Source organism: Kribbella capetownensis (genome assembly GCF_004331485.1).
GTDB lineage: Bacteria > Actinomycetota > Actinomycetes > Propionibacteriales > Kribbellaceae > Kribbella > Kribbella capetownensis.
On record NZ_SJKD01000003.1, the window covers coordinates 79583 to 103808 of the forward strand.

Genomic DNA, 24226 nt, shown 5'->3' on the forward strand with positions numbered 1-24226 from the left:
CTGATGACCGCTCAGCTCGACGAAGAGTCGACCGGTCCGGTGAACCCGCTGCGGGATCCGCAGGATCGGCGGCTCCCGCGGATCGCCGGGCCGTGCAGCCTGGTGATCTTCGGCGTCACCGGTGACCTGGCCCGCAAGAAGCTGATGCCGGCGGTCTACGACCTGGCGAACCGGGGGCTGCTGCCGCCCGGTTTCGCCCTGGTCGGGTTCGCCCGTCGCGACTACACCAACCAGGACTTCGCGCAGATCGTGCACGACTCGGTCAAGGAGCACGCCCGGACGCCGTTCCGCGAGGAGGTCTGGCAGCAGCTGGCCGAGGGGTTCCGGTTCGTGCCGGGTGACCTGACCGACGACGCGGCGTTCGAGCGGCTGCGGGAGACCGTCGACGAGCTGGACGTGAACCGCGGCACCGGCGGCAACCACGCGTTCTACCTGTCCATCCCGCCCGGCCTGTTCCCGCAGGTCGTGCAGCAGCTGTCCGAGCACGGGCTGACCAGGGAAACGCCGGGCTCCTGGCGGCGCGTGGTGATCGAGAAGCCGTTCGGCCACGACCTGAAGAGCGCGCGTGAGCTGAACCAGGTGGTCGAGTCCGTGTTCCCGCCCGAGGCGGTGTTCCGGATCGACCACTACCTGGGCAAGGAAACCGTCCAGAACATGCTGGCCCTGCGGTTCGCCAACTCCATGTTCGAGCCGGTCTGGAACAGCCACTACGTCGACCACGTCCAGATCACCATGGCCGAGGACATCGGCATCGGCGGCCGGGCCGGGTACTACGACGGCATCGGCGCCGCCCGCGACGTGATCCAGAACCACCTGCTCCAACTGCTCGCGCTGGTCGCGATGGAGGAGCCGGTGAGCTTCGACGCTTGGTCGCTGCGGCAGGAGAAGAAAAAGGTTCTCGCCGCGGTGAAGCTGTCCGAGCGCCTCGACCTGCACACCGCCCGCGGTCAGTACGCGGCCGGCTGGGCGGGCGGCGTCAAGGTGAAGGGCTACCTGCAGGAGGACGGCATCCCGGCGTCGTCGGCGACGGAGACCTTCGCGGCGCTCCGGGTCGACGTCGACACCCGCCGCTGGGCCGGCGTCCCGTTCTACCTGCGCACCGGCAAGCGGCTCGGCCGCCGGGTGACCGAGGTCGCGGTGATGTTCAAGCGCGCGCCGCACCTGCCGTTCACCAAGACCGAGACCGAGGAGCTGGGCCAGAACGCGCTGGTCCTGCGGATCCAGCCGGACGAGGGCATCACGATGCGCTTCGGCGCCAAGGTGCCCGGCACGATGATGGAGATCCGCGACGTGAACATGGACTTCCAGTACGGCGGTTCGTTCACGGAGTCCTCGCCCGAGGCGTACGAGCGGCTCATCCTCGACGTACTGCTCGGCGACCCGCCGCTGTTCCCGCAGCACACCGAGGTCGAGCTGGGCTGGAAGATCCTCGACCCGGTGATCAACTACTGGGCCGAGCACGGCACGCCGGAGCAGTACGCGTCCGGCGACTGGGGCCCGGCCTCCGCGCACGAGATGCTCGCCCGCGACGGACGCACCTGGAGGCGGCCATGATCATCGACCTCACCGGTACGACGTCGAGCGAGATCGCGTCGGCACTGCTCCGGGCCCGCCGGAACGCGGGCTCGCCGGCCATGGGCATGGTCGGCACGATCGTGGTGGTCGTCGACGAGGCGTCCCACCACGATGCGATGAAGGCCGCGAACGAGGCCGGTCGCGAGCACCCGTCCCGCGTCCTGGTCGCGATCCTGCGGCCCGGCCGCGGTGCACCCGGGCTCGATGCCGAAGTCCGTGTGGGTGAAGGCATTCCCGGCGAGGCGGTGCTGCTGCGGCTGCACGGTGAGCTGGCCAAGGTGCCCGAGTCCGTGATCACCCCGCTGCTGCTGCCGGACTCCCCCGTCATCGTCTGGTGGCCGGGCGGCGGGCCGAAGGTGCCCGCCGACGACCCGCTGGGCAAGCTGGGCCGTCGCCGCGTCACCGATGCGGCCGCGACCCGGCGTGCGTCGGTCGACTTCTCGGCGCGGGCCGAGGGCTACGAGCCGGGCGACACGGACTTCGCGTGGTCGCGCCTGACGCCGTGGCGTGCGCTGATGGCGGCTGCCCTGGACCAGTACCCGACCAAGGTGAGCGCGGCCGAGGTCGTGTCCGCGAAGGGCAACCCGAGTGCTGACCTGATGGCCGCCTGGCTGCAGTGCCGGCTCGGCGTACCGGTCGAGCAGAAGAACTCGCGCGGCCCGGGCGTGACCGCCGTGCGCATGTTCACGCCGGCCGGACCGATCGCGCTGACCCGGCCGGATGGTGCGGTGGCGACGTTCAGCATCCCCGGCCAGCCGGACCGGCCGGTCGCGTTGAAGCGCCGTACGACGTCCGAGTTGCTGAGTGAGGAACTGCGCCGGCTCGACCCGGACGACGTGTACGCGCGGACGCTCGAGTGTCTGGTCGAGCGGGAGTCGATGCCGGACGACGTCAAGAAGGTTGCCGCCGCCCAGCGGAAGACCGCGGCCGAGCGTGCGTCTGCCGCTGCGAAGAAGGCGACGGTGGCGAGCACTCCGGTGCAGGAGACGGCGGCGAAGAAGTCCTTCGCGAAGAAGTCTGCCGCTGCGGGCACTCCCAGGAAGACCACCGCCAAGACGACTGTGGCCAAGAAGACGGCTGCTGCGAAGAAGTCGCCGGCGCGGAAGACCGCGGCGAAGAAGGGCACGGGCAAGAGAGTGGCGGGGCGCTCATGAGCGCCCCGTCCGTCCTGGTGAACCGCGACGCCGACGGGCTGGCCCACGCCGTCGCGGCGCGGTTCATCACCCGTCTCGTCGATGTCCAGAGCAGTGGCAGGGTCGCTCACGTCGTACTGACGGGCGGCCGGGTCGCAGCGGTCGTGTACCGCGCGGTCGCCGAGTCCCCCGCCCGGCATGCGATCGACTGGCGGCGGGTCGAGTTCTGGTGGGGCGACGAGCGGTTCCTGGCGGACGGCGACCCGGAGCGTAACGAGACCCAGAATCGCGAGGCGCTGCTCTCGCACCTGGACGTGGATCCAGCCCGGGTCCACCCCATGCCGGCCGACTCCGGCCAAGGCGCTGAGGCGGCCGCGCAGGCCTATGCGGCCGAGTTGAAGGCCGCGATGGGTTCCGGCGATCAGGACGGCGTACCGACGTTCGACGTCTTGATGCTCGGCGTCGGGCCCGATGGGCATGTGGCATCGCTCTTTCCCGGATACGCCCAGCTGAAGGTCACCGACGTCGCGGCGGTTGCCGTCCACGACTCCCCCAAGCCGCCGCCGACCCGCGTCTCGCTGACGCTCCCGGCGCTCGACCGGGCGCGCGAGGTGTGGTTCGTGGTTTCGGGTGAGGACAAGGCTCACGCTGTCGGTCAGGCGTTGAGCGGCGGCGACGTGCCCGCGGCGCGGCCGAAGGGTCTGGACCGCACGCTGTGGCTGGTCGACGAGGCCGCCGCCCAGGAGATCCCACGGTCATGACGACGTTCCACGAACTGCACGCCGGCCGCTTCGTGATGCCGAATGCCTGGGATGCCGGGAGTGCGGTCCTGCTGGGCGAGGCCGGCTTCCCGGCGATCGCGACGACCAGTGCCGGGATCGCGTTCTCGATGGCGAAGTGCGATCACACGCTGCCCGACGGCGCGCCCGCTGTGTCGCGGGACGCCATGTTCGCGCGGATGCAGGAGATCGCCGCGGCGAGCGCCGTACCGGTGAACGGGGATCTCGAGGACGGGTACGGCGCCGAGCCGGCCAAGGTCGCCGAGACGATCACGCTGGCTCGCGAGATCGGGCTGGCCGGCGGGAACATCGAGGACTTCGACGGACGCGAGCTGTACGAGGTCGAGCTCGCAGTGGAGCGGATCGTCGCGGCCCGGGAGGCGGCCGGTGCCGACTTCGTGCTCACGGCGCGCACCGACGGCCAGATCCTGCGCACCCCGACGTCGTTGAGCGACTCGATCGACCGGGCCAACCGCTTCCGGGCGGCCGGCGCCGACTGCCTCTACGTGCCAGGCGTCAACGAGCTCGACACGATCACCACCCTGGTGCGCGAGATCGACGGTCCACTCAACGTCGTGATCGGCCTGGGTACGTCGACGCTGACCGTCGCCGAACTGCAGGACGCCGGCGTCACCCGGATCAGCCTCGGCGGCAGCATCGCCCGCGCTGCCCTCGGTTTCATCCGCCGCAGCGCCCAAGAGCTCGCCACCCGAGGCACCATCACGTTCGCCGCTGACCAGATCCCCCAGGCCGAACTCAACCAACTCTTCGCGGACCGCACCTCCTAGTTGCCAGGCGGACCGCTCGCGGGACACTCTGTTGGTCCGAACTCAACACGCCGGGGGGACCGATGGTGATCGGTCGCGAGGGACGACTGCGCGGGCTGGCCTTGGTTCATGGGCTCGTCGGCCTCGGCTCGTGCCTGTGCCTGATCGTGTACTTCACCGCCGGTGGGCCCTTTGGTGCCATCAACGATGCGGGCAACGGACTTTTCGCCGTACTGAGCGCCGTCCTGGCCTGGTTCTGGCAGTACTCCGACGCTCGCACTCAGGGCGTTCTCGTCGGGACAGCCACCCTCGGCGCCGCGATTGCCGTCGTAGGTTCGATCCTCATCCTGACCGATGCCACCGGCTGGTTCCTGTCGGGTCTGGTGTCGAGCGCCGGCTTCGCCGTGATCGGGATCTGGCTCGTCGCCGTCAACCGCGGCGCCGCCGACGACCCGTTGTCACGACGGCTGCGCCGGAGCGGCCTGATCGCCGGAGTGGTGATGCTGCTCGGCTTCGTCAGCGCACCCGGCATTTTCATGGGCCTCGACGACGCCGACACGGCGCCTGCGTGGACCTACCTCGGCGGCTTCGGCTGGGCCGGCACCTATCTCCTCTTCCCGGTCTGGAGCCTCCGGCTGTCCCGGGCGGACTGACCCGAACGCGGCGTCCAGCGGTGGGAACATCCGGCGTACGTCGCCACCCGTCACCCAGATGCCGATCGCCAGGGCTGCAGTTGCCTCCAGCAACTTCCCCCGACCCAGGCCGCCTGCGGGCACCGGGGTGCAGCCGAGGTCACTGATCAGTTGGCCGACTCGAGTCACCGCGGCCGGATCATCGCCGCACAGCGGCACGCCGAGGCCGTCCGGTGGGCGTTTCCAGACCGAGTCTGCGGCCAGGTTGAAGGCCTTGACGACGTGGACGTGTGGGACAGCTCGGGCGATGCGCTCGGCCATGGCTGGTTCTGCGAGTGTGAAGTCTTGCTGGTCGATCGCGTTCGTACAGTCGATCAGAATCCGGCCCGGTGGGATCTCGAGCCCTCGGACCGCGTCCACAGCAACCTCCGCCGGCAGCGCGAGCAACAGGACGTCACCGAAGATCGTTGCCTCCTGCAAGGTGCCGGCCTGGGAGCCGATGCGCCCCGCCAACTCGCTCGCTCGGCCGGGGTCGCGGCCACCGATCATCACCTCGTGTTCGCGCGCCCAGTGCCTGGCCAGCGCCTCGGCCATCAACCCGTTGCCCAGTGTTCCTATTCGCATGCCGCCGACGGTAGACGGTTCGTTGCACACCTTCCGGTGCGCAACGAGCGAGGCACAATGGGGCCGTGACGTTCTTCGCCGACTGCCAGGCTCGCGTCGCCGCCGAGCTGCTGAGCGGACGCTGGCCGATGGTCGTGCTGTACGCGCTGTCCCACGGCCCCGCCCGTCCCGGCGAGCTCCGGGAGCAGATCGGCGGCATCAGCCAGAAGGTCCTGACCGAGACGCTGCGCCGCCTGGAACACAACGGCCTCGTCCAGCGCCGCCGGTACGCCGAGGCGCCGCCGCGGGTCGAGTACTCGCTCACCAAGCCCGGTGAGGACCTCCTGGTTCCGATCCGCGCGCTCGGTGACTGGGCGACGGCGTACGCGGACCGGATACCGACCGGAAAGAAACCGTAAGACTGCTCGGGCACAGTGCTGGTGTCAGGTCGATCCAGCCAGGAGGTCCCGCTCATGTTCACGCTCACCCAGACCGTCGACGCACCGCCCGCCGAGGTGGCCCGTGCCTTCACCGAACCCGTGCCGTTCGCGGCGTGGTTCGTCGCGGATGGTTTCACCACGCCCGCAGACCGCGTCACCATCGACGCTCGCCCCGGCGGTCTGATCGCGGCCGTCTTCGTCAGCGCCGACGGCTCGAGTGAGGTGCCGTTCACCATCCGCTTCGGCTCGGTGGACCTGCCGCGGCAGGTCGTCCTGTACGTCGATGATCCCGAGGAGGTCACCGTCGAACTGACGGAGGCCGGTGCGGGACGGACACGGCTCGACTACCGCAGCACCGGGCTGGCGCCCGAGCAGGAGAATGAGGTCCGGACCGGCGTCGCGCACATGCTCGGCTGTTTGGCCACGTACTTCAAGTGATCAGCCTTCAAGTGATCAGCCTGGGTAGAGGCCGGGGCGGGCCGGCTCGCCAGGTGAGTAGTCCGGTACGTCGCCCTTGGTGGCTCCGAGGAGTCGGCGGGTGAGCGCGTCCCGGGACGACAGAAGCTCGACGACAGCGGCTCGCAGGTGGCCCGAGTCGGGCGATGCGCCGGACTCGGCGGCCAGCAGGACAGTACGGCGGACGAGTTCCTTCATGAAGGAGGCCGTGGTGCCGTCGGTCTGACTGATCACCTCGTCGATGACGTCCGCGCTGGGCTGCAGGTTCGGGCCGTACAGGCTCAGCAGCCGGGTCCGTCCCTCGGCGTCGGGCAGCGGCACCTCGACGGCCAGATCGACGCGGCCGGGGCGCTGCATCAGCGCCGGCTCGAGCAGATCGGCGCGGTTCGTGGTCAGCAGGAAGGCGACGTCGGAATCCTCGGCCAGACCGTCCATCTCGTTGAGGACCTGGAACAGCAGCGGATTCTCCATCCCCTTCGTATAGTCGCGGGCCTCCGCCACCAGGTCGCAGTCTTCCAGGACGACGAGCGCCGGCTGCAGCAGCCGGGCCAATGCGCAGGCCGGCGAGATGTACTGGATGCTGGTCCCCGCGAGCAGTACGACGGTGAACTCGGGCAACCGCGACAGCAGGTACCGCACGGTGTGCGTCTTCCCCGTCCCCGGCGGCCCGTAGAGCAGCACCCCACGACGCAGATGCTGACCGGCCGTCAGGAGCGTCTCCCGGTGCTCGGCGATCCCGATCACCTCACGCTCGACCCGCTCCAGCACGCCGTCCGGCAGTACGACGTCCGTGCGAGCGACTCCGGGTCGCGGGTGCAGCCGGAACGGGCCGACCCCGTGCCCGAAGTCGTGTCCTTCGAACGAGATCACCTTGCCGCGGAACACGTTGTGCTCGCGGATCAGGTCAGGCATCGCACCGAGGAAGCGATCGCCGGCCTCCTTCTCGACCGAGAGCACCTCCAGGTCGACCGACATCCGCCCGTACTGCGGGTTCGCCGCGCGCAACAGCGCGACGTACCGATCGGAGCCCCGGACGCCGAGATAGAACCCGAACGCGACGCAGTCCATCTCCTCGTCGACGTCGATCTGCAGCCGCTGGTAGTCGACCGCGCCGATGCCGAACCGGTCGTACTCGGCCATCTCGAGCAGCTCACTGAGGGTGTGGTGCCCACGGTTCGACCCGGCCAGGCCGAGCACCTCGAACTCGTCGAACCACGCCTCGACCGCGCGCTGCACGTTCGGCAGGTCGTACGACGCGAAGCTCGCCGTGACCACCGGAACCTGCTCGGGATCGATGCCCAGATGGGCGCGCAGCCGGTCCCGCAGGCTCTCCCGGCCGGCCGGGCCGCTCTGCTGCATCCGCTCCAGGAACCGCTTGAACAGGCGCGCGAACTCGTCCACCCCGTCATCGTCCGGCATGCCGCCGTACCCCCTTCGTGGTCCATTCTCCGGCCCGATCCGGAGGGCCCTCCGCAACGCGGATAGGATCTCTACCATGACAGATTCCGAGTCCATCGACCGTCCGTACGCCGCTTTCCCGGTACGGATCGGCGTCCAGGTCCAGCCCCAGCACGCGCAGTACGCCGACATCCGGCGGACGGTCGCGGCGGCGGAGGAGATCGGCGTCGACGTGGCGTTCAACTGGGACCACTTCTACCCGCTGTCGGGTGAGCCGGAGGGTCTGCACTTCGAGTGCTGGACCATGCTGGCGGCCTGGGCCGAGGCGACCGAGCGGATCCAGTTCGGCGCCCTGGTCACCTGCAACTCCTACCGCAACCCCGACCTGCTCGCCGACATGGCCCGCACGGTCGACCACATCAGCGACGGCCGGCTGATCTTCGGCATCGGCTCGGGCTGGTTCGAGAAGGACTACGACGAGTACGGCTACGAGTTCGGTACGGCGGGCGGCCGGCTCGACGCGCTCGGCGAGGCGCTGCCGCGGATCGAGCAGCGCTGGGCCAAGCTGAACCCGCTGCCGACCCGGGACATCCCGGTGCTGATCGGCGGCGGCGGCGAGAAGAAGACGCTGAAGCTGGTCGCGAAGCACGCCAGCATCTGGCACGGCTTCGGTGACGCCGAGACGCTCGCGCACAAGCACGCCGTCCTGGACGAGCACTGCAAGACGATCGGCCGCGACCCGGGCGAGATCGAGCGTTCGGCCGCGGTCGGCGACAAGTCGCCCGAGCAGATCGGCAAATCGCTGCTGGACGTCGGCAGTCGCCTGTTCACTGTCTCGACGTCCGGCCCCGACTACGACCTCGGCCTGCTCCGTGAGTGGGTCGCCTGGCGCGACGAGATCAACGCCAAGTAGTCCCTGCCGGTGCGGGTAGCCGGATCCTCGGCCACCCGCACCGGAGCCGGCAGCTAGGATTTCTCGCATGTCTACGTTGCCTGTGAACGGTTCGGTGCGGCCCATCACCCGGTGGGGTGAGGACGTCATGCACCGGGTCAACCAGCCTGTGACCGACTTCGGTGCCGACCTGCAGACGCTGGTCGCCGACATGGTCGCGACGATGCGAGCAGCCGACGGCGTCGGCCTGGCCGCGAACCAGGTCGGCGTGGACCTGCAGCTGTTCGTGTTCGACTGCCCGGACAAGGACGGCAACCACGTCCAGGGCGTCGTCTGCAACCCGGTGGTCGAGGTCCCCGAGGGTAAGGACCGCAAGCTGGACGAGGGCGAGGAAGGCTGTCTCTCGCTGCCGGGTGCCTTCACCAAGTGCGCCCGCCCGGACTTCGCCCGCGTCACCGGCGTCGACCAGCACGGCGTGCCGGTCAGCTTCGAGGGCGACGGCCTGCTGGCCCGCTGCCTGCAGCACGAGACCGACCACACCCAGGGCACGGTCTTCGGCGACCGGCTGTCCCGCAAGTACCGCAAGCGCCTGTTCGGCGAGGCCGAGGAACTCGCGCCGGACTACCCGTCGGACTGGCCGGTCTCCCCGATGATCGAGCACGACGAGCACCACCAGGAATCCCAGGCCACCTGAGGTTCTACCAGCGGGCCTTCGGGAGATCCGCAAGGATCGCGTCGACCGACTGCTCCGGGGTCTGGTCACTGGTGTCGAGCCACAGACCCCGGCGCGGCATCGCGTCCAGATCCTTCTGCAGCGCCCGGACCCCGTCCGCGAGCGTGCCGCCAGGTTCCTGCCAGTCGCGGTAGGCGTTGTTGCCTCCTCGCCCGATCTCCCGCTCGACGATCGACTCCACCGACGGGTACAGCACAACCAGGTACGTCTCCACACCACGCAACCCGGCGAACCACTTCTCGACGTGCTCCCCGAGCATGATGTCGCTGCAGACGAAGTCGAACCCGGCGTCGGCGTAGTGCTGGGCGACGAGTGCTGAGGCGTCGTACCGCAGCTCCAACTGGCGGACCGCCTCGGCCGACGGGTCCGGCGTCATCACCTCGGCGCCCGCGACCACCGCCTTGTAGAAGACGTCCCCGTCCAGGGTCGCCGCCGGCGGCCCGAGCCGCGCGGCCAGCAGTGGTGCGATGGTGGACTTCCCCGCAGCCTGCATTCCCGTGATGAGTACTACTTTCCGCATGCCTGCCAAGCCTCCGCGGTCATCGTGTAGACAGTGGCACGAAACGGTACGCCGTCCTCCTCGAGCTCCACCTCGTGGTCGAAGGTCATGCCGAGCCGACGCATGACGGCGATGCTGCGCTGGTTCGGAGTGTCGGTGACGGCGATGATCCGCGGCAGGTCCAGCGTGGTGAAGCCGTGCTCCAGCCAGGAGACCGCGGCCTCCGTCGCGTAGCCGTGACCCCAGTACTCACGGGCCAGTCGCCAGCCGATCTCCAGATCGTCCGGATACCACTGCTCCCGGGTGAGACCGCACGCGCCGAGGAACGCGCCGTCGGAACGTCGTTCGACCGCGAGGAAGCCGTACCCGTCGGAGACGTACCGCTCGTTCACCGCCGACGCGATCCGGTCACACTCCTCCCGGCTGAGCGGCCTACCGAGGTACGTCAGGACCTCAGGGTCCAGGTTGAGCGCGGCCCACGGCTCCAGATCCTCTTCGCGGAACGGACGCAGTACCAGGCGTTCCGTCGTACGCATCGCTCCCCCTAAGACATGGGTCGCGTGGCGTAGAAGGCGACCGCTGCTGAGCTTGCCACGTTCAGCGAGTCGACGCCGCCTGCCATCGGGATGCGCACCGCCAGATCTGCCTTTTCGAGCACATGCGGCTTGAGGCCGTGTCCTTCGGTACCGAAGATCAACGCGAGCCGTTCATCGTTCCGGGCGACCAATTCGTCGAGTGTGATCGAGTCGTCGGTCAGCGCGAACGCGGCTGCGACGAAGCCGCGGTCCTGCAGTTGGGCGAGGTCGCCGGGCCAGGAGTCCAGCCGGGTCCACGGTACCTGGAAGACCGTCCCCATCGACACCTTGATCGAACGTCGGTAGAGCGGGTCGGCGCAGGTCGGGGTCACCAGCACGAGCTCGACGCCCATCGCCGCGGCCGCGCGGAAGCCGGCACCGACGTTCGTGTGATCCACGATGTCGTCGAAGATCGCGATCCGCCTGACGTCCTCGTTGAGGAGCTGTTGGAGTGGCACCCGCGGTCGGCGGCGGTACGACGCGAGGGCGCCGCGGTGGACGTGGAAGCCGGTGACCTGCTCGGCCAGTTCTTCCGAGACGACGTACACCGGCACGTCCGGCCACTGCGCGAGGACGTCGGCCAGCGAGTCGAGCCAGCGCGGCGCGAGCAGGAACGACCGCGGCTCGCACCCGGCGTCCGCGGCCCGGCGGATCACCTTGTCGCCCTCGGCGATGAACAGCCCGTGCTCTTCCTCCAGCAACCGGCGAAGCGTCACCTCCCGCAGCCGGACGTAGTCCGCCAACCGCGGGTCGGCCGGATCGTCCAGCGGGACCTGTGGGCTCATGCGGTCTCAGGCCCGGGTGCCGTCGCGGCGTGCCTGCGCGGCCACGTCGACGACGTTGCCGATGACAACTATCGCGGGGGCGCCGACGCCCGCTTCGGCCATCGTTGCGGCGATCCCGGCCAGGTCGGACGTGACCATCCGCTGACCCGGAAGGGTGCCGTCGGCAATGGCCGCGGCCGGGGTGTCAGCGCGACGACCGGCGGCGATCAGGCGCTCGGTGATGGCAGCCAGATTCTCGACCGCCATCAGGAGCACGAGCGTGCCGGACAGCTGCGCCAACGCATCCCAGTTGATCAGTGAGTCCGGGTGCGACGGCGGGATGTGGCCCGAGACGACGGTGAATTCGTGGGTCACACCGCGATGGGTCACCGGGATGCCGGAAACCGCCGGCACCGAGATCGAGCTGGTGATGCCCGGCACGACCGTCCACCGGACACCGGCCTCGGCACAGGCCAGTGCTTCCTCGAAGCCGCGGCCGAAGACGTACGGGTCGCCGCCCTTCAGCCGTACGACGACCTTTCCTTGCTGACCGCGGTCGACCAGGATCCGGTTGATCTCCTCCTGCTGAGCCGCCCGGCCGCGCGGGAGCTTGGCCGCGTCGAACAGCTCGACATCCGGATGCAACTCGTCCAGCAATTGCTGCGGCGCGAGCCGGTCCGCGACGACCACGTCCGCCTCGGCCAGCAACCGCCGTCCGCGCACCGTGATCAGGTCAGGGTCGCCCGGCCCGCCGCCGACCAGGTAGACGCCGGGGTGCTTCCCGGCCTCGCGTGCGCCCAGCTCCCCTGTCCGGAGACCTTCCAGGATGGCGTCCCGGACCGCGGCCGAACGGCGGTGATCGCCGCCGCCGAGTACGCCGATCGTCACGTTGTCGTGCTGTCCTGATGCCGGCGTCCATGCGGTTGCCCGGGATCGGTCGTCGGACCTGACGCAGAAGATCCGGCGTTCCTCGGCCTCCTGCGACACCTGGTCGTTGACCGCGGTGTCGTCGGTGGCCACGACGACGTACCAGGATCCGTCCAGGTCGCCGTACTGATAGCCGCGCTCGGTCCAGGAAAGGGACGGGTTGGAGAGCAGCCCCTCGATGGTGGGGGTGATCGACGGTGAGATCAGGTCGATCTTCGCGCCGGACTCGAGCAGGCGCGGGAGCCGCCGCTGCGCGACGCCGCCACCGCCGACGACGACCACGCGTCGTCCCTCCAGCACGAGGCCGGACAGGTACTGATCCGTCACGAGGTGATCCCCGCGGACTCGAAGGTCGCCATCTCGGCCAGCACTCGGACCGCGCAGGTCAGGATCGGGTACGCCAGCACCGCGCCGGTGCCCTCACCGAGCCTGAGGTCCAGGTCGACCAGCGGCTGGAGGCCGAGCGTCTTCAGTGCGATCGCGTGACCTGGCTCGGCCGAGCGGTGTCCGGCGACGCAGTAGTCGATCACCGCAGGGTGGAGAGCCTGGGCGACGAGGGCGGCCGCGCCTGCGATCACCCCGTCCAGGATGACCGGGACCTTGTTCGCCGCTGCGCCGAGGAGGTATCCGGCCAGCGCTGCGTGCTCGAGGCCGCCGTACGCCTGGAGTGCTTTGAGCGGCTCGGTCGCTGGTACGTCGTGACTTGCGAGCGCCTCCTGGACGATCGCGGTCTTGTGGGCCAGTGTGGCGTCGTCGATGCCGGTGCCTCGGCCGGTCACCGCGTCCGCGGTCGAGCCGGTGAAGGTGGCGATCAGTGCGGCACTCGCGGTCGTGTTGGCGATGCCCATGTCGCCGGTGAGCAGGCAGCGGTACCCGTCCTGGATGAGGCGGTCCGCCAGGTCGAAGCCGACGGCAATCGCGTCGCGCACCTCGTCCTCGGTGAGGGCGTCCTCGACGTACAGGTCGCGCGTCCCGGGCCGGACCTTGGCGTGGATGATGTCCAACTGCTCCACCGGGGTCGCCACGCCGACGTCGACGACGCGGACATCGACCCGGTTGTTGGCCGCGAAGGCGTTCACCGCGGCGCCGCCGGCAGCGAAGTTCGCCAGCATCGCGGCGGTCACCTCCTGCGGCCAGGGCGACACGCCTTGTGCGTGTACGCCGTGATCCGCGGCGAACACCGTCACCACCGCCGGCGCGGGCACCTCGGGCGGGCAACTACCGGTCATCCCGGCGACGCGGACGGACAACTCCTCCAGCACCCCGAGCGAGCCGGCCGGCTTCGTCAGCTGCGACTGACGCTCCGCGGCAGCCCGCATCGCCGCACCATCCGCCGGCCCGATCCGATCCAGGTACTCCACCACCGCACTCCTCCACTCCACCACACCCCTCCCGCCCGGTTGGGCGGGGTCGAGTCCGATCTTCGCATCCCCGGACGTGTGCCCCGGTCCGGACCAGCGCGATGTGGACAGTAATGTCGGAATCACCACACCTTGCGAGATCCCGGAGGAACACAGATGTCGCTCGATCGTCCCGTCGCCCCGGACCCGTACGAACTGCTCCCGCAGGCCGGTACCTTCACCGTCACCAGCACCGACGTCGCCGACAACGAACAGCTGGCCGAAGACCACGCGTTCGCCGGCGGCAACAAGTCGCCGCAGCTGAGCTGGTCCGGCTTCCCGGCGGAGACCAGGGGTTTCGTCGTCACCTGCTACGACCCCGACGCGCCGGTCGTGTCCGGGTTCTGGCACTGGGTCCTGGTCAACCTGCCCGCGAGCGTGACCGAACTCCCCACCGGCGCCGGCACCCCCGAACGCCTCGACAACGGCGCCTTCCACGTCCGCAGCGACTTCGGCACCAAGGCCTTCGGCGGCGCAGCCCCGCCCCCCGGTGACCAAGTCCACCGCTACTACTTCGTCGTCCACGCGATGGACGTAGAAGCCCTCGAGGTAGACAGCGACGCCTCCCCCGCCGTAGTCGGCTTCAACCTCGCCTTCCACACCCTCGCCCGAGCCATCATCACCCCGACCTACAAAATCGCCGAGTAGCCCCACTCGGGAGTCGCCTCCCCCAAGGCGACTCCCCCGGCGTACTGCTTTCCCCACGCGATGGGCGTGTGCCGACAGGGGTGAGCGTCTAGTAACCCCACTGGTGCTCTCAAGCCAAGCTGTGTGGCCGGGTGTCAGGACGTGGTGGGGTCGAGGTGGCAGGTGCTTGGAGTGGGCGCTGGGGTGGTTTTGGTACGGCGGCCGATTGTGGTGGTGGCGGTTAGGAGGAGGGTGGTGGCGGTGGCTGTGGCGGCTACGGTGACGCAGGTTATGAAGCCGGTGTTGAGGTTGGTGGTGGTGCCTAGGAGGGGGCCGAAGGTGGCTATGCCGATGGCGGCGCCTAGTTGGCGGGACGTGTTGAAGGCGGCGGAGGCTGCGCCGTGGGCGGATGGTACGACGGCGGCCATCGACTGTGAGGTCATGGTGGGTACTAGCAGGCCCGCACTGAAGCCGGCGGGGATCAGAGCGAGTGCCAGTGGCCACAGTGCGTTCGACGTACTGGTCCACGCGACCGCGGCGAGGGTGACTGCCAGGACTGCCTGACCGAGGGCGAGTACGCCTCGGCGGCCGAGGCGCTTGGCGAGTGGAGCCGCGCAGATGCTGCCGATCGAGATCAAGCCGGTGAGCGGCAGGAACAGCAGTCCGCTCACTAGTGGGCCGAGTCCGCGACCTTGCTGCAGCATCAGGCTCATGGCGAACAGCAGCCCGTAGAACGCGAAGTTGAACAAGGCCCCCTGTACGGCGGTGACCACGAACCCGCGATCGGAGTACACGCCCCACGGAAGAAGCGGCGTACGGGTGGAGCGTTCGGCCCAGACGAAGCCGATGAGACCAGCCACGGTCAGGGCGGCTGCGGTCACGACAGGACGGCTCAGCCAACCCTGGGCGGGCGCCTCGATGAGGGCGAAGACCAGTCCGCCGATCAGCACAGTCGCCGTACCCATGCCTGCCACGTCCAGGCGCCGACCGGCACTCGCAACACTAGGCATGAAGCGCAGAGCCCAGATCGCGGCCGGGATGCCGATGACGACGTTCACCGCGAACACGGCCCGCCAGTTGGCCACGGCGACCAACGCACCACCCAGCAGCGGTCCGGCCGCCATGCCGACACCTCCTGCGGCGGCCCACCACCCGACGAGGCGGTGCCGCAGCTGCTCGTCTCGCGCGGTTGCGGTGGCTAGTACAAGCGCGCTCGGCAGGAGCAGCGCAGACCCGGCGCCTTGGATCAGCCGGGCGAGGTTGAGCATCAGCATCGACGTCGAGACCGCACACACCGCGGAGGACGCGGTGAAGATCAGCAGCCCGGCCACGAACGCGCGCTTGGCGCCGAGCGTGTCCGTGATCGCGCCGGCGCCGAGCATCACCGCCGCGAAGGACAGCGTGTAGGCGTTGACGGCCCATTCCAGCTCCGGCCGCGAGGCGTGCAGGTGCTCGGCGAGTTGGGCGAGGGTCAGGTGCACGATCGTGCCGTCGACGAAAACCATGAAGGCGGCGACCAGTGCGAGCACCGTGACACCCCGGCGGTGTTCGATAGTCATAGAACTACTCTAGAACAAGTTCGATGCCGATCGAACTCCGGGTCCGGTTCGAGACGTCGGTGCCGAAGAGCATCCTGAGCCACCACCTTCAGGATCCTTCGCGAGGCGGCCCTGCTGAGTGCCAGGATGAAAGCAGTCGCACGGAAGGGGACACCCGATGTCGCAGGACGATCTGTTCGGCGGGCGGCAACCGACGAGTCATGAGCGGATGTCCGGCCGGCCGTGGGATGCGTCGTACTGGGATGGTTCGGCTCCTTGGGATTTCGGCGGGCCGCAGCCGGCTGTCCAACGGGTCGCGGCGGCAGGCGGGTTTGCCGGTACGGTGCTTGATGCGGGGTGCGGGAGCGGCGAGAACACGCTGCTGATTGCCTCGATGGGGTTGCCGGTGCTGGGCGTCGACGTCGCCGAGACTGGGTTGAAGATGGCGCGCGAGAAGGCTGCCGAGCGCGGGATCTCGGCCGACTTCGCTATGGCTGACGCCCTGCACCTGGAGCGGTTGGGGCGGCGGTTCGAGACGGTGCTGGATTCCGGGTTGTTCCATACGTTCAACACCGAGGAGCGGCAGGTGTACGCCGCCAGCCTCGCGACGGCCACGGAGTACGGCGGGACGCTGTATGTGCTCTGCTTCGGCGACGAAGGGCCGGACGTCGGTCCGCATCCCGTGCGTCAAGAGGATCTGCGGATGGCGTTCTGTCCCGGTTCTGGTTGGAGCATCGCGTCGATCGTGCCGGAGCGGGTCAGGACGGTGTTCCACGACGAGAACGGCGCTCCGGCCTGGCTCGTGACCGTCCAGCGAAGCGCCGCGTAAACCCGTTGCCGGTGCCGATCGTCGCCGTTAGCGTCGGCGAGCATGACGGACGACGATCCGAAGCAGATAGTTCGGCGTGGGTACGACGTACTGTCGCGGCGGTACGACGAGGCGACCGGCGCCGACTCGAAGTACCGGACCTGGATCGACGAGCTGATCGCGCGGCTCGAGAGTGGTAGTCGGGTGCTCGACGTCGGCTGCGGGAGTGGGGTGCCGGTCGCGCGTGAACTCACGGCCGCGGGACATCACGTCACCGGGGTCGACATCAGCGACGTGCAGATCCGTCGCGCTCGTGAACTCGTGCCGGATGGTGAGTTCATCCGCGCCGACGCGACGTCGCTGGAGTTCCCGGCCGAGTCGTTCGACGCCGTGGTGTCTCTGTACGCCCTGATCCACATGCCGCAGGACGAGCAGCAAGACCTGCTGCACAAGATCGCGACCTGGCTCCGCCCCGGCGGATGGTTCCTGTGCACCACCGGTCAGCACGCCTGGACCGGCGTCGACGACGACTGGCTCGACGGCGGAGCGCCCATGTGGTGGAGCCACACCGACGCCGACACCAACCGCACCTGGATCACCCAAGCCGGCCTGACCATCGAACACCAAGCCGTCATCCCCGAAGGCTCCTCAGCCCACGCCCTCTTCTGGTCCCGCCGCCCCCGACCCTGACCAAGAACCTCTGCCGGAGGCGGTGTCCTTCGGGGCTGGATACAGGACCGGCGGGGAGCCTGGTGGACTCCCCGCCGGGGTATTCGCAACTTCTTCAGCGTTCAAGAAGTTGGAGCATTGTGGTGGTCACAATGTATTCGTTGGTGATGTATTTGCGGGCACCGGGGGTGGTTCTCAGTCCTTGATGCCGGATTGGGTTACTCCTTGGATGAGGTAGCGCTGGAGGAAGGCGAAGATCAGGACCAGGGGCAGGATCGAGACGGCGACCGCCATGAACAGTTCGTGGATGTTGATGGTCTGGGCCGTCACGAACGTCGACATCGCGACCTGGACGGTCCACGACGACGAGTCCTGACCGATCACCAGCGGCCAGAGGAACGAGTTCCAGTTGCCGATGAACGTGATCGCGGCCAGCGCGGCGAAGAACGGCAGCGAGTTCGGAACGACGATCCGCCAGAACACCCCGAAGTACCCGGCACCGTCCACCCGCGCCGCCTCCTCCAACTCCTTGGGGAAGCCGAGGAAGTACTGCCGGAACAGGAACGCCGCGAACCCACTGAACAGCGTCGGGATGATCAGGCCGCGCAACGTGCTGACCCAGCCGAGCGAAGACACCACGATGAAGCTCGGGATGAAGGTGACCGCGGCCGGGATCATCAGCGTGGCGACGATCGCGTAGAAGATCTTGTCCGCGTGCCGGTACGGGATCCGGGCCAGGCCGTACCCCGCCATCGATGCCAGCAGCAACTGTCCGGCGGTGCCCAGGACGCCGACCACCGCGGAGTTGTACATCGCCCGCGCCATCGGCACCTGGGTGTCGTTGAACAGTTCGCTGATGTTGCCCCACTGCAGATCCTTCGGGAACAACGTCCAGTCCGGTGCGGTGATGTCCGCCTCGGTGGACAGCGCGTTGCGCACGATCAGGTAGAACGGCAGCAGGAACAGCACCACCGCGACGAACAACGCGATCCAGCGCCCCACCATGCCGACCACACCGAGCGGGCTGCGGCTGAAGCCGATCGGCTGTGGGGTTCCCGACGTACGTTCAGTGGCCGACATCAGTCACCCGCCTTCCCGAAGCCGAAGATCCGGCTCTGCAGCAACGTCACGATCATGATGATCACGGCCAGGATCAGCGCACCCGCGGAGCCGTGGCCGAGGTCCTGGATCGACCCGAGCGAGATGTTGTAGAGGTAGACCAGTGGCGGCCGGCCGTAGTTCTGATTGCCGATCAGGTTGTAGAACTCGTCGAACGCCTGGTACGCCGCGATCAGGTTCAGGATCAGTACGGCGACCGACGTGGCGCGCAACTGCGGCAGCGTGATGTAGCGGAACACCTGCCAGCCGGGCTTCGCACCGTCGACGTACGCCGCCTCGTAGAGCGTCGGCGAGATCCGCTGCAGTCCTGCGATGAACAGGATCATGTAGAAACCGAGTTGCAGCCACAGCCGGACTGTGACGAGCGGGATCCAGTACCACGGCGGATCGACGGTCGACAGCCAGGCGATGCCATCCGCCCCGAACCAGCCGAGGACGGTGTTGGCCAGGCCGAACCGGACGCCGTTGAAGATCGACAGCTTCCAGATCAGCGAGGCCACCACGTACGAGCAGGCGGTCGGCAGGAAGAACACTGACCGGAAGAACGCGCGGGCGATCTTCACCTGGTTGACCAGTAACGCCAGCGCCAGCGACAGCACGAACGTCAGCGGCACGATGAACACCGCGAAGATCGTGAACGTGCCCAGACTGGACAAGAAGTTGTGGTCGGTGAGCATGTCGATGTAGTTCTGCAGCCCGACGAACTTCGACGGCGTGACCGTGTTGTAGGCCTCGAAGAAGCTGAGGACCAGGCTCCAGATGATCGGCAGGTACGAGAAGATCAGCAGCCCGGCGACGAACGGTCCGACGAACAGCCAGAACGACATCGTGGTGCCGGCGATCCCCCGCCGGTGTCGCGTCCTCCGCCGCTCACCAGTGGTGGCGGAGGACGCGGCCGGCTGCGTGTCTGCCGGTGCGCTGCGGCTCACCCGAACAACCGGGACAACTCGTCGTTGACGGTCTTCTCGGCCTTGGTGATCTCGGCGGCGGGGTCGGCTCCCTTCTTGATCACGTTCGTGAGCATGTCGTTGAACGCCGTGTTCATCTTCGGCGTCCAGGCCGGGTCGTCGGTGTGGCCGTAGTCCGCGGTCAGCTTGACCGTCTCCGCCGCGACGCCGCTCTGCAGCTTCGATGCCTTGGCCGCGAGGCTCTTGCGGGGCGGGATGTGGAAGCCGTAGTTCAGCGACCAGTCCTCCTGGAAGTCTTCCTTGTCGATCCACAGCCACTTCACGAACTTCTTCGCCGCGTCGACGTTCGCGCTCTTGGCCGAGACGAACTGGGTCCAGCCGCCGGAGTACACCGCTGGTTTGCCTTGTGCGTCGAGCGCGGGGAAGGGGATCACGCCGAGGTCGTCGCCGAATGCCTTCTGCATGCCCGGCACGGCCCACATGCCGATCCACTGCATCGCTGTAAGGCCCTGGTTGATGGCGCCAGGGTCGGTCCAGTCGGTCGGCGCGCCCAGCAGCACGCTCTTGCTCGCGTACAGCTCGTGCAGCTTCCCGAACGCCTGGGCCGCGCGGGCGTCGGTGAAGCCCGGCTTGTGGTCCTCGGTCAGGCGGTCGCCGCCTGACGACCACAGCGCCGGCCCGCCCAGGGCGAGACCGCCGTCGTTGCCGACGAAGATGCCCTTCACCTTGTTCGTGGTGAGTTCCTTGGCCGCGGAGATCAGGTCGTCGATCGTCTCCGGCGGCTTGATCCCGGCCTTGTCCAGCAGGGACTTGCGGTAGAAGATCACCTGTGGATCCACGATCATCCGGATCCCGTAGACCTTGCCGTCGACGGTGTTGGTGGCCAGGTCACCGGGCTGGAAGTCGTCCTTGACGTCGGCAATGATGTCGTCCAGCGCGACCACCTGGTTGCTCTTCACCATCCCGATGTTGAGCTGGCTCTCGAAGACGTCCGGGCCCTTGTTCGACAGCAGGCCGGACGACAGCTTGGCGGCGTAGTCACCGGGGGTCCACGCGATCGTGACGTTCGCATCGGTGTAGGCCTTGGCGTACTTCGTCGCGGCTTGCTGAGTGCCGGTCTCGCCGTACTGGTGGTACCACTGCGACAAGGTCGCCTTGGCGCCGCCGCCGTCATCGCCCCCGCTCGAGGGCCGGCCGGTATTACCGCCGCAGGCCGCGGTGAACGCGGCGAGCGCGGCCAGGCCGCCGGTCCGCTTGAGCAGATCCCGCCGGGTCAGACCGGCGTTCGGAACATGAGCAGGCATGAATTCCACCTTCCCGAGGAACAGCGCCGCAGGGGGTACGACGCCGGCGGTTCCGAGTTACTTAACGGCGTTAAGCATCTCCGATTTCGCACACGCTACAACTAGATCCAACATTCCAACAGGCTTCGCCACAGGTCTTTCCGGCACGGTACCCATCCGGCGGGAGGATTCCGCTCCGACGCTCCCAGGTGAATCGTTGGAGAAGTGTGTAGCACCATCGCTCAAAAGCGCGCCCGGCGCAAGACCGGGCGCGCTCTTCTTTGTTCGAATCTGTGGAATGTTGCTCGGGCGGTATCAGACCGTGATCAGCCGAACATCTCCCCCGCCGAAGCCTTGCGCACCAGCAGTTCCGGCGGCTCGAACCGGGTTCCGTACGAGGACGCCAACGCCCGCGCACGCTCGACGAACGCCGGCAGCCCATAGCCGTTGATGTACTGCAGCGCACCGCCGTACAGCGGTGGAAAGCCGATGCCGAAGATCGATCCGATGTTGGCGTCGGCAACAGAGCGTAGTACCGCTTCGTCGAGGCACTTGACCGTCTCCAGCGCCATCGCGAACGTCATCCGCTCCTGCAGATCGATCAGCGGTACGTCGTCGTGTCGCGGGAAGTGCTCCCACAGTCCGGGCCACAGGGTCTTGGGACCATCCGCGGGGTAGTCGTAGAAGCCGGCACCCGCGGCCTTCCCGCGCCGGTCGAACTCGTTCACCAGCCGGTCCGCGACCGCCATCCCCGGGTGCTCGTCGAACGCGCCGGCGCTGTCGCCGGCAGCCCTGGCCGCGTCCCGGATCTTCTGGGGCAGCGTCAGCGTGACCTCGTCCAGCATCGCCAGCGGCGGCGCCGGGAAGCCCATCTGGGTCGCGGCCCGCTCGATCGTCACCGGGTCGATGCCCTCGGCGACCATCGCCGCACCCTCCATCACCAGCGTCCCGAACACCCGCGAGGTGAAGAAGCCCCGGCTGTCGTTGACCACGATCGGCGTCTTCTTGATCTGCCGTACGACGTCGTACGCCTTGGCGATGGCACGGTCCGAGGTCTTCTCCCCCACGATCAACTCGACCAGCGGCATCCGGTCGACCGGCGAGAAGAAGTGCATGCCGATGAAGTCGTCCGGCCGGTCGATGCCGTCGGCGAGTGAGGTGATCGGCAGTGTCGAGGTGTTCGAGCAGAGCAGCGCGTCCGGCTCGACCACGCCGGCGATCTCGGCGAACACCTTCTGCTTGAGCTCCTCGCTCTCGAAGACCGCCTCGATCACCAGATCACAGCCGGCCAGGTCGTTCGGGTCCGCGGTCGGCGTGATCCGGCTGAGGAACTCCTCCACCTGTCCCGCGGTCGTCCGCCCCTTCTGCACCTGCTTCGCGAGCAGCTTCTCGGAGTACTCCTTGCCGCGAGCGGCCGCCTCGAGCGTGACGTCCTTCAAGACCACGTCGATGCCCGTCTTCGCGCAGACGTACGCGATCCCGGCACCCATCATCCCGGCACCGAGGACGCCGACCTTGCGGGCCGAGTAGCGAGGTACGCCGTCGGGCCGCGACGCGCCGGCGTTGATCGCCTGCAGGTCGAAGAAGAACGCCTGGATCATGTTCTTCGCGATCTGCCCGGTCGCCAGCGACACGAAGTACCGCGACTCGATCCGCGAAGCCGTGGCGAAGTCCACCTGGCTGCCCTCGACGGCCGCACTCATGATCGCCCGCGGCGCCGGGTACGGCGCGCCCTTCAACTGCTTGCGCAGGTTCGCCGGGAAGGCCGGCAGGAACGCGGCCAGCTTCGGGGACGACGGCGTACCGCCGGGGATCTTGTAACCGTCGCGATCCCATGGCTGCTTGGCGTCACCGTCGTACGCTTCGATCCAGCGACAGGCGGCATCGAGCAACTCCGCGGCGGGGACGACCTCGTCCACGATGCCGACCGACTTGGCATGGGCAGGCTTCATCCGCTGCCCTTGCAGCAGCACGTTCATCAGCGCGTCCTGCAGGCCGAGCATCCGGACAGTCCGGGTCACGCCGCCACCGCCGGGCAGGAGGCCAAGCGTCACCTCGGGTACACCCAGCTCGATCCGGTTGTCGTCAGCAACGATCCGGCGGTGACAGGCGAGCGCGATCTCCAGGCCACCACCGAGCGCAGAACCGTTGATCGCGGCGACGACCGGGACACCCAGCGTCTCCAGTGCGCGGAGTTGTCGCTTGACCTCTTCCACCGTGGCGAAGACCTCGGCCGCATCGCCCGGCTGGATCTGCGACAACATCTGCAGGTTGCCGCCGGCAAAGAAGGTGGATTTGGCGCTGGTGATCACCACCCCCTTCAGACCGCCCTTCTCGGCCTGCAACCGCTCCACGGTCTGCGCCATCGCGGCGAGGTACGCCTCGGTCATGGTGTTCGCCGACGCGTCGGGGTCGTCCATCGTCAGCGTGACGACACCGTCGACGTTCTGCCAGGAGATCATGCCGCAAGCCTCTCGATGATCGTCGCGACGCCCATCCCGCCGCCGACGCACAGGGTGGCCAGTCCGTACCGGAGCTCGCGCCGCTCCAGTTCGTCCAGCAGGGTTCCGATCAGCATGGCGCCGGTGGCACCGAGCGGGTGACCGAGCGCGATCGCGCCGCCGTTCACGTTCACCTTCTCGTGCGGTACGCCGAGATCCTTCATGAAATGCATGACCGCGGCGGCGAACGCCTCGTTCATCTCGAACAGGTCGATGTCGCTCACCTCGAGCCCGGCCTTGGCCAGCGCCTTGCGGGCGGCCGGTGCCGGACCGGTCAGCATGATGGTCGGGTCGGCGCCACTGACGCCGGTGGCGACCACACGGCCGCGAGGTGCCTGGCCGAGCGCCTCGCCGGCCTTCTCGTTGCCGACAGCAACCAGCGCGGCGCCGTCGACGATGCCGGACGAGTTGCCGGCATGGTGGACGTGATTGATCCGCTCGACGGTCACGTACTTCTCCAGGGCGACCGAGTCGAAGCCGCCGTGCTCTCCGATCGCCGCGAACGACACGGGCAGTCCGGCCAGCGTCTCGACGGTCGTACCGGGCCTGACCAGCTGGTCGTGGTCCAGGATCTGCAGGCCGTTGCGGTCCTGTACCGAAATGACCGAGCGGCCGAAGTAGCCGTTCGCCCAGGCCTTGGCGGCTCGGGCGTGCGACTCGGCGGCGTACGCGTCGACGTCGGTGCGGGAGAAGCCGTCGAGGGTCGCGATCAGGTCCGCGCTGATGCCCTGCGGGATGAAGTTCGTCGCCAGGGCCGTCTCCGGGTCCATCGCCCAGGCGCCGCCGTCGGACGCCATCGGCACCCGGGACATCGACTCGACGCCGCCGGCGAGGATGAAGTCCTCCCACCCGGACCGGACCCGCTGCGCCGCCTGGTTGACCGCCTCGAGGCCGGACGCACAGAACCGGTTGAGCTGTACGCCGCCGGTCGTCTCCGGGTAGCCCGCCGCCAGCACCGCGGTCCGGGCGATGTCCATGCCCTGGTCGCCGATCGGTGTGACGACACCGAGGACGACGTCGTCGATCGTGGCCGGGTCCAGCTCGGGGTGCCGGTCCCGCAGTTCGTGCAGGAGGCCGGTGATCAGCTGGATCGGCTTGACCTCGTACAGGGCACCCGTCGGTTTGCCCTTGCCGCGGGGGGTGCGGATCGCGTCGTACAGGAAGGCTTCACTGGTCATCATGATCCCGTCGGTCGAAGAC

General features: G+C 68.4%; 24 protein-coding genes and 1 pseudogene. 12 read left to right on the forward strand and 13 right to left on the reverse strand.

Going from position 1 to position 24226, the window contains the following annotated elements:
• The first annotated feature begins 3 nt into the window (after positions 1-3).
• From zwf to E0H75_RS44105, 5 genes are all read left to right on the forward strand, one after another.
• On the forward strand, positions 4-1554 hold the full coding sequence (zwf, locus tag E0H75_RS15135) for a glucose-6-phosphate dehydrogenase (protein WP_131514195.1): 1551 nt from the start codon (positions 4-6) through the stop codon (positions 1552-1554).
• A complete protein-coding gene (locus E0H75_RS15140; RefSeq protein ID WP_131514196.1) occupies positions 1551-2729 on the forward strand; it encodes a glucose-6-phosphate dehydrogenase assembly protein OpcA in 1179 nt (392 codons plus the stop codon). Before zwf ends, E0H75_RS15140 begins: the two co-directional genes overlap by 4 nt.
• Positions 2726-3469, forward strand: a complete 744-nt coding sequence (gene pgl, locus E0H75_RS15145; protein ID WP_131514197.1) for a 6-phosphogluconolactonase — start codon at positions 2726-2728, stop codon at positions 3467-3469. Before E0H75_RS15140 ends, pgl begins: the two co-directional genes overlap by 4 nt.
• Positions 3466-4275 carry an isocitrate lyase/PEP mutase family protein gene (locus E0H75_RS15150; protein WP_131514198.1) on the forward strand — a complete coding sequence of 270 codons (810 nt, stop codon included), beginning with the start codon at positions 3466-3468 and terminating at the stop codon, positions 4273-4275. Before pgl ends, E0H75_RS15150 begins: the two co-directional genes overlap by 4 nt.
• Positions 4276-4337: 62 nt before the next feature.
• Positions 4338-4907, forward strand: coding sequence for a hypothetical protein (locus E0H75_RS44105; protein ID WP_238163030.1), 570 nt, complete (start codon positions 4338-4340; stop codon positions 4905-4907).
• 363 nt (positions 4908-5270) lie between these two features.
• On the opposite strand, the pseudogene E0H75_RS44110 reads toward E0H75_RS44105, so the two are convergent.
• A pseudogene (locus tag E0H75_RS44110) lies at positions 5271-5510 on the reverse strand (NAD(P)-binding domain-containing protein); the annotation flags it as partial.
• A 65-nt stretch (positions 5511-5575) separates the two neighbouring features.
• Here E0H75_RS44110 and E0H75_RS15160 point away from each other — a divergent pair.
• Both E0H75_RS15160 and E0H75_RS15165 read left to right on the forward strand, forming a co-directional pair.
• Positions 5576-5908 (forward strand): winged helix-turn-helix transcriptional regulator, encoded by a 333-nt coding sequence (locus tag E0H75_RS15160; protein ID WP_131514200.1) that lies wholly within the window; start codon positions 5576-5578, stop codon positions 5906-5908.
• A 54-nt stretch (positions 5909-5962) separates the two neighbouring features.
• Positions 5963-6367: an SRPBCC family protein gene (locus tag E0H75_RS15165; RefSeq protein WP_131514201.1), complete on the forward strand. Its 405-nt coding sequence runs from the start codon at positions 5963-5965 to the stop codon at positions 6365-6367.
• 15 nt (positions 6368-6382) lie between these two features.
• Here E0H75_RS15165 and E0H75_RS15170 read toward each other — a convergent pair whose 3' ends face one another.
• Positions 6383-7804 carry an AAA family ATPase gene (locus E0H75_RS15170; RefSeq protein WP_131514202.1) on the reverse strand — a complete coding sequence of 474 codons (1422 nt, stop codon included), beginning with the start codon at positions 7802-7804 and terminating at the stop codon, positions 6383-6385.
• A gap of 76 nt (positions 7805-7880) precedes the next feature.
• On the opposite strand from E0H75_RS15170, the gene E0H75_RS15175 reads away from it, so the two are divergent.
• Both E0H75_RS15175 and def read left to right on the forward strand, forming a co-directional pair.
• On the forward strand, positions 7881-8696 hold the full coding sequence (locus E0H75_RS15175; protein ID WP_131514203.1) for an LLM class F420-dependent oxidoreductase: 816 nt from the start codon (positions 7881-7883) through the stop codon (positions 8694-8696).
• 67 nt (positions 8697-8763) lie between these two features.
• Entirely contained in the window at positions 8764-9369 is a 606-nt protein-coding gene (gene def / locus E0H75_RS15180; protein ID WP_131514204.1) for a peptide deformylase, read from the forward strand.
• 4 nt (positions 9370-9373) lie between these two features.
• Here the strand turns inward: def and E0H75_RS15185 are convergent, their stop codons facing one another.
• The 5 genes from E0H75_RS15185 to cobT are packed head-to-tail and all read right to left on the reverse strand — an operon-like array spanning position 9374 to position 13534.
• A complete protein-coding gene (locus E0H75_RS15185; protein ID WP_165553762.1) occupies positions 9374-9928 on the reverse strand; it encodes a phosphotransferase-like protein in 555 nt (184 codons plus the stop codon).
• Complete coding sequence (locus E0H75_RS15190) at positions 9916-10443, reverse strand: GNAT family N-acetyltransferase (protein WP_131514206.1); 528 nt, start codon at positions 10441-10443, stop codon at positions 9916-9918. Before E0H75_RS15190 ends, E0H75_RS15185 begins: the two co-directional genes overlap by 13 nt.
• A gap of 8 nt (positions 10444-10451) precedes the next feature.
• On the reverse strand, positions 10452-11267 hold the full coding sequence (locus tag E0H75_RS15195) for a TrmH family RNA methyltransferase (protein ID WP_131514207.1): 816 nt from the start codon (positions 11265-11267) through the stop codon (positions 10452-10454).
• 6 nt (positions 11268-11273) lie between these two features.
• Positions 11274-12500: a uroporphyrinogen-III C-methyltransferase gene (gene cobA, locus E0H75_RS15200; protein ID WP_131514208.1), complete on the reverse strand. Its 1227-nt coding sequence runs from the start codon at positions 12498-12500 to the stop codon at positions 11274-11276.
• Positions 12497-13534 carry a nicotinate-nucleotide--dimethylbenzimidazole phosphoribosyltransferase gene (gene cobT, locus E0H75_RS15205; protein ID WP_238163031.1) on the reverse strand — a complete coding sequence of 346 codons (1038 nt, stop codon included), beginning with the start codon at positions 13532-13534 and terminating at the stop codon, positions 12497-12499. Before cobT ends, cobA begins: the two co-directional genes overlap by 4 nt.
• 156 nt (positions 13535-13690) lie before the next feature.
• On the opposite strand from cobT, the gene E0H75_RS15210 reads away from it, so the two are divergent.
• Positions 13691-14221: a YbhB/YbcL family Raf kinase inhibitor-like protein gene (locus E0H75_RS15210; protein ID WP_131514209.1), complete on the forward strand. Its 531-nt coding sequence runs from the start codon at positions 13691-13693 to the stop codon at positions 14219-14221.
• A 134-nt stretch (positions 14222-14355) separates the two neighbouring features.
• Here E0H75_RS15210 and E0H75_RS15215 read toward each other — a convergent pair whose 3' ends face one another.
• Positions 14356-15759, reverse strand: coding sequence for an MFS transporter (locus E0H75_RS15215; protein ID WP_131514210.1), 1404 nt, complete (start codon positions 15757-15759; stop codon positions 14356-14358).
• A gap of 157 nt (positions 15760-15916) precedes the next feature.
• Between E0H75_RS15215 and E0H75_RS15220 the strand changes: the two genes are divergently transcribed.
• Positions 15917-16567 (forward strand): class I SAM-dependent methyltransferase, encoded by a 651-nt coding sequence (locus tag E0H75_RS15220; RefSeq protein ID WP_202873006.1) that lies wholly within the window; start codon positions 15917-15919, stop codon positions 16565-16567.
• 42 nt (positions 16568-16609) lie between these two features.
• Positions 16610-17236, forward strand: coding sequence for a class I SAM-dependent methyltransferase (locus E0H75_RS15225; protein ID WP_131514211.1), 627 nt, complete (start codon positions 16610-16612; stop codon positions 17234-17236).
• 174 nt (positions 17237-17410) lie between these two features.
• Here E0H75_RS15225 and E0H75_RS15230 read toward each other — a convergent pair whose 3' ends face one another.
• From E0H75_RS15230 to E0H75_RS15250, 5 genes are all read right to left on the reverse strand, one after another.
• Positions 17411-18295 (reverse strand): carbohydrate ABC transporter permease, encoded by an 885-nt coding sequence (locus E0H75_RS15230; protein WP_131514212.1) that lies wholly within the window; start codon positions 18293-18295, stop codon positions 17411-17413.
• Positions 18295-19263 carry a carbohydrate ABC transporter permease gene (locus E0H75_RS15235; protein ID WP_238163032.1) on the reverse strand — a complete coding sequence of 323 codons (969 nt, stop codon included), beginning with the start codon at positions 19261-19263 and terminating at the stop codon, positions 18295-18297. The genes E0H75_RS15230 and E0H75_RS15235 overlap by 1 nt, the downstream gene beginning before the upstream one ends.
• On the reverse strand, positions 19260-20546 hold the full coding sequence (locus E0H75_RS15240) for an ABC transporter substrate-binding protein (RefSeq protein WP_131514213.1): 1287 nt from the start codon (positions 20544-20546) through the stop codon (positions 19260-19262). Before E0H75_RS15240 ends, E0H75_RS15235 begins: the two co-directional genes overlap by 4 nt.
• 305 nt (positions 20547-20851) lie before the next feature.
• Entirely contained in the window at positions 20852-22987 is a 2136-nt protein-coding gene (locus tag E0H75_RS15245) for a 3-hydroxyacyl-CoA dehydrogenase NAD-binding domain-containing protein (protein WP_131514214.1), read from the reverse strand.
• Positions 22984-24207 (reverse strand): acetyl-CoA C-acetyltransferase, encoded by a 1224-nt coding sequence (locus tag E0H75_RS15250; protein ID WP_272948907.1) that lies wholly within the window; start codon positions 24205-24207, stop codon positions 22984-22986. Before E0H75_RS15250 ends, E0H75_RS15245 begins: the two co-directional genes overlap by 4 nt.
• Positions 24208-24226 lie beyond the last annotated feature (19 nt).

Excerpts from the sequence above, each read along its gene's own strand:
- zwf (WP_131514195.1), top strand. The coding sequence starts at position 4 with ATGACCGCTCAGCTCGACGAAGAGTCGACCGGTCCGGTGAACCCGCTG.
- E0H75_RS44105 (WP_238163030.1), top strand. The coding sequence starts at position 4,338 with ATGGTGATCGGTCGCGAGGGACGACTGCGCGGGCTGGCCTTGGTTCAT.
- E0H75_RS15150 (WP_131514198.1), top strand. The coding sequence starts at position 3,466 with ATGACGACGTTCCACGAACTGCACGCCGGCCGCTTCGTGATGCCGAAT.
- E0H75_RS15175 (WP_131514203.1), top strand. The coding sequence starts at position 7,881 with ATGACAGATTCCGAGTCCATCGACCGTCCGTACGCCGCTTTCCCGGTA.
- def (WP_131514204.1), top strand. The coding sequence starts at position 8,764 with ATGTCTACGTTGCCTGTGAACGGTTCGGTGCGGCCCATCACCCGGTGG.
- E0H75_RS15245 (WP_131514214.1), bottom strand. The coding sequence starts at position 22,987 with ATGATCTCCTGGCAGAACGTCGACGGTGTCGTCACGCTGACGATGGAC.
- E0H75_RS15250 (WP_272948907.1), bottom strand. The coding sequence starts at position 24,207 with ATGATGACCAGTGAAGCCTTCCTGTACGACGCGATCCGCACCCCCCGC.
- E0H75_RS15230 (WP_131514212.1), bottom strand. The coding sequence starts at position 18,295 with ATGTCGGCCACTGAACGTACGTCGGGAACCCCACAGCCGATCGGCTTC.
- E0H75_RS15240 (WP_131514213.1), bottom strand. The coding sequence starts at position 20,546 with ATGCCTGCTCATGTTCCGAACGCCGGTCTGACCCGGCGGGATCTGCTC.
- E0H75_RS15140 (WP_131514196.1), top strand. The coding sequence starts at position 1,551 with ATGATCATCGACCTCACCGGTACGACGTCGAGCGAGATCGCGTCGGCA.
- E0H75_RS15225 (WP_131514211.1), top strand. The coding sequence starts at position 16,610 with ATGACGGACGACGATCCGAAGCAGATAGTTCGGCGTGGGTACGACGTA.
- E0H75_RS15210 (WP_131514209.1), top strand. The coding sequence starts at position 13,691 with ATGTCGCTCGATCGTCCCGTCGCCCCGGACCCGTACGAACTGCTCCCG.
- pgl (WP_131514197.1), top strand. The coding sequence starts at position 2,726 with ATGAGCGCCCCGTCCGTCCTGGTGAACCGCGACGCCGACGGGCTGGCC.
- E0H75_RS15220 (WP_202873006.1), top strand. The coding sequence starts at position 15,917 with ATGTCGCAGGACGATCTGTTCGGCGGGCGGCAACCGACGAGTCATGAG.
- E0H75_RS15195 (WP_131514207.1), bottom strand. The coding sequence starts at position 11,267 with ATGAGCCCACAGGTCCCGCTGGACGATCCGGCCGACCCGCGGTTGGCG.
- E0H75_RS15165 (WP_131514201.1), top strand. The coding sequence starts at position 5,963 with ATGTTCACGCTCACCCAGACCGTCGACGCACCGCCCGCCGAGGTGGCC.
- E0H75_RS15215 (WP_131514210.1), bottom strand. The coding sequence starts at position 15,759 with ATGACTATCGAACACCGCCGGGGTGTCACGGTGCTCGCACTGGTCGCC.
- E0H75_RS15190 (WP_131514206.1), bottom strand. The coding sequence starts at position 10,443 with ATGCGTACGACGGAACGCCTGGTACTGCGTCCGTTCCGCGAAGAGGAT.
- E0H75_RS15185 (WP_165553762.1), bottom strand. The coding sequence starts at position 9,928 with ATGCGGAAAGTAGTACTCATCACGGGAATGCAGGCTGCGGGGAAGTCC.
- E0H75_RS15170 (WP_131514202.1), bottom strand. The coding sequence starts at position 7,804 with ATGCCGGACGATGACGGGGTGGACGAGTTCGCGCGCCTGTTCAAGCGG.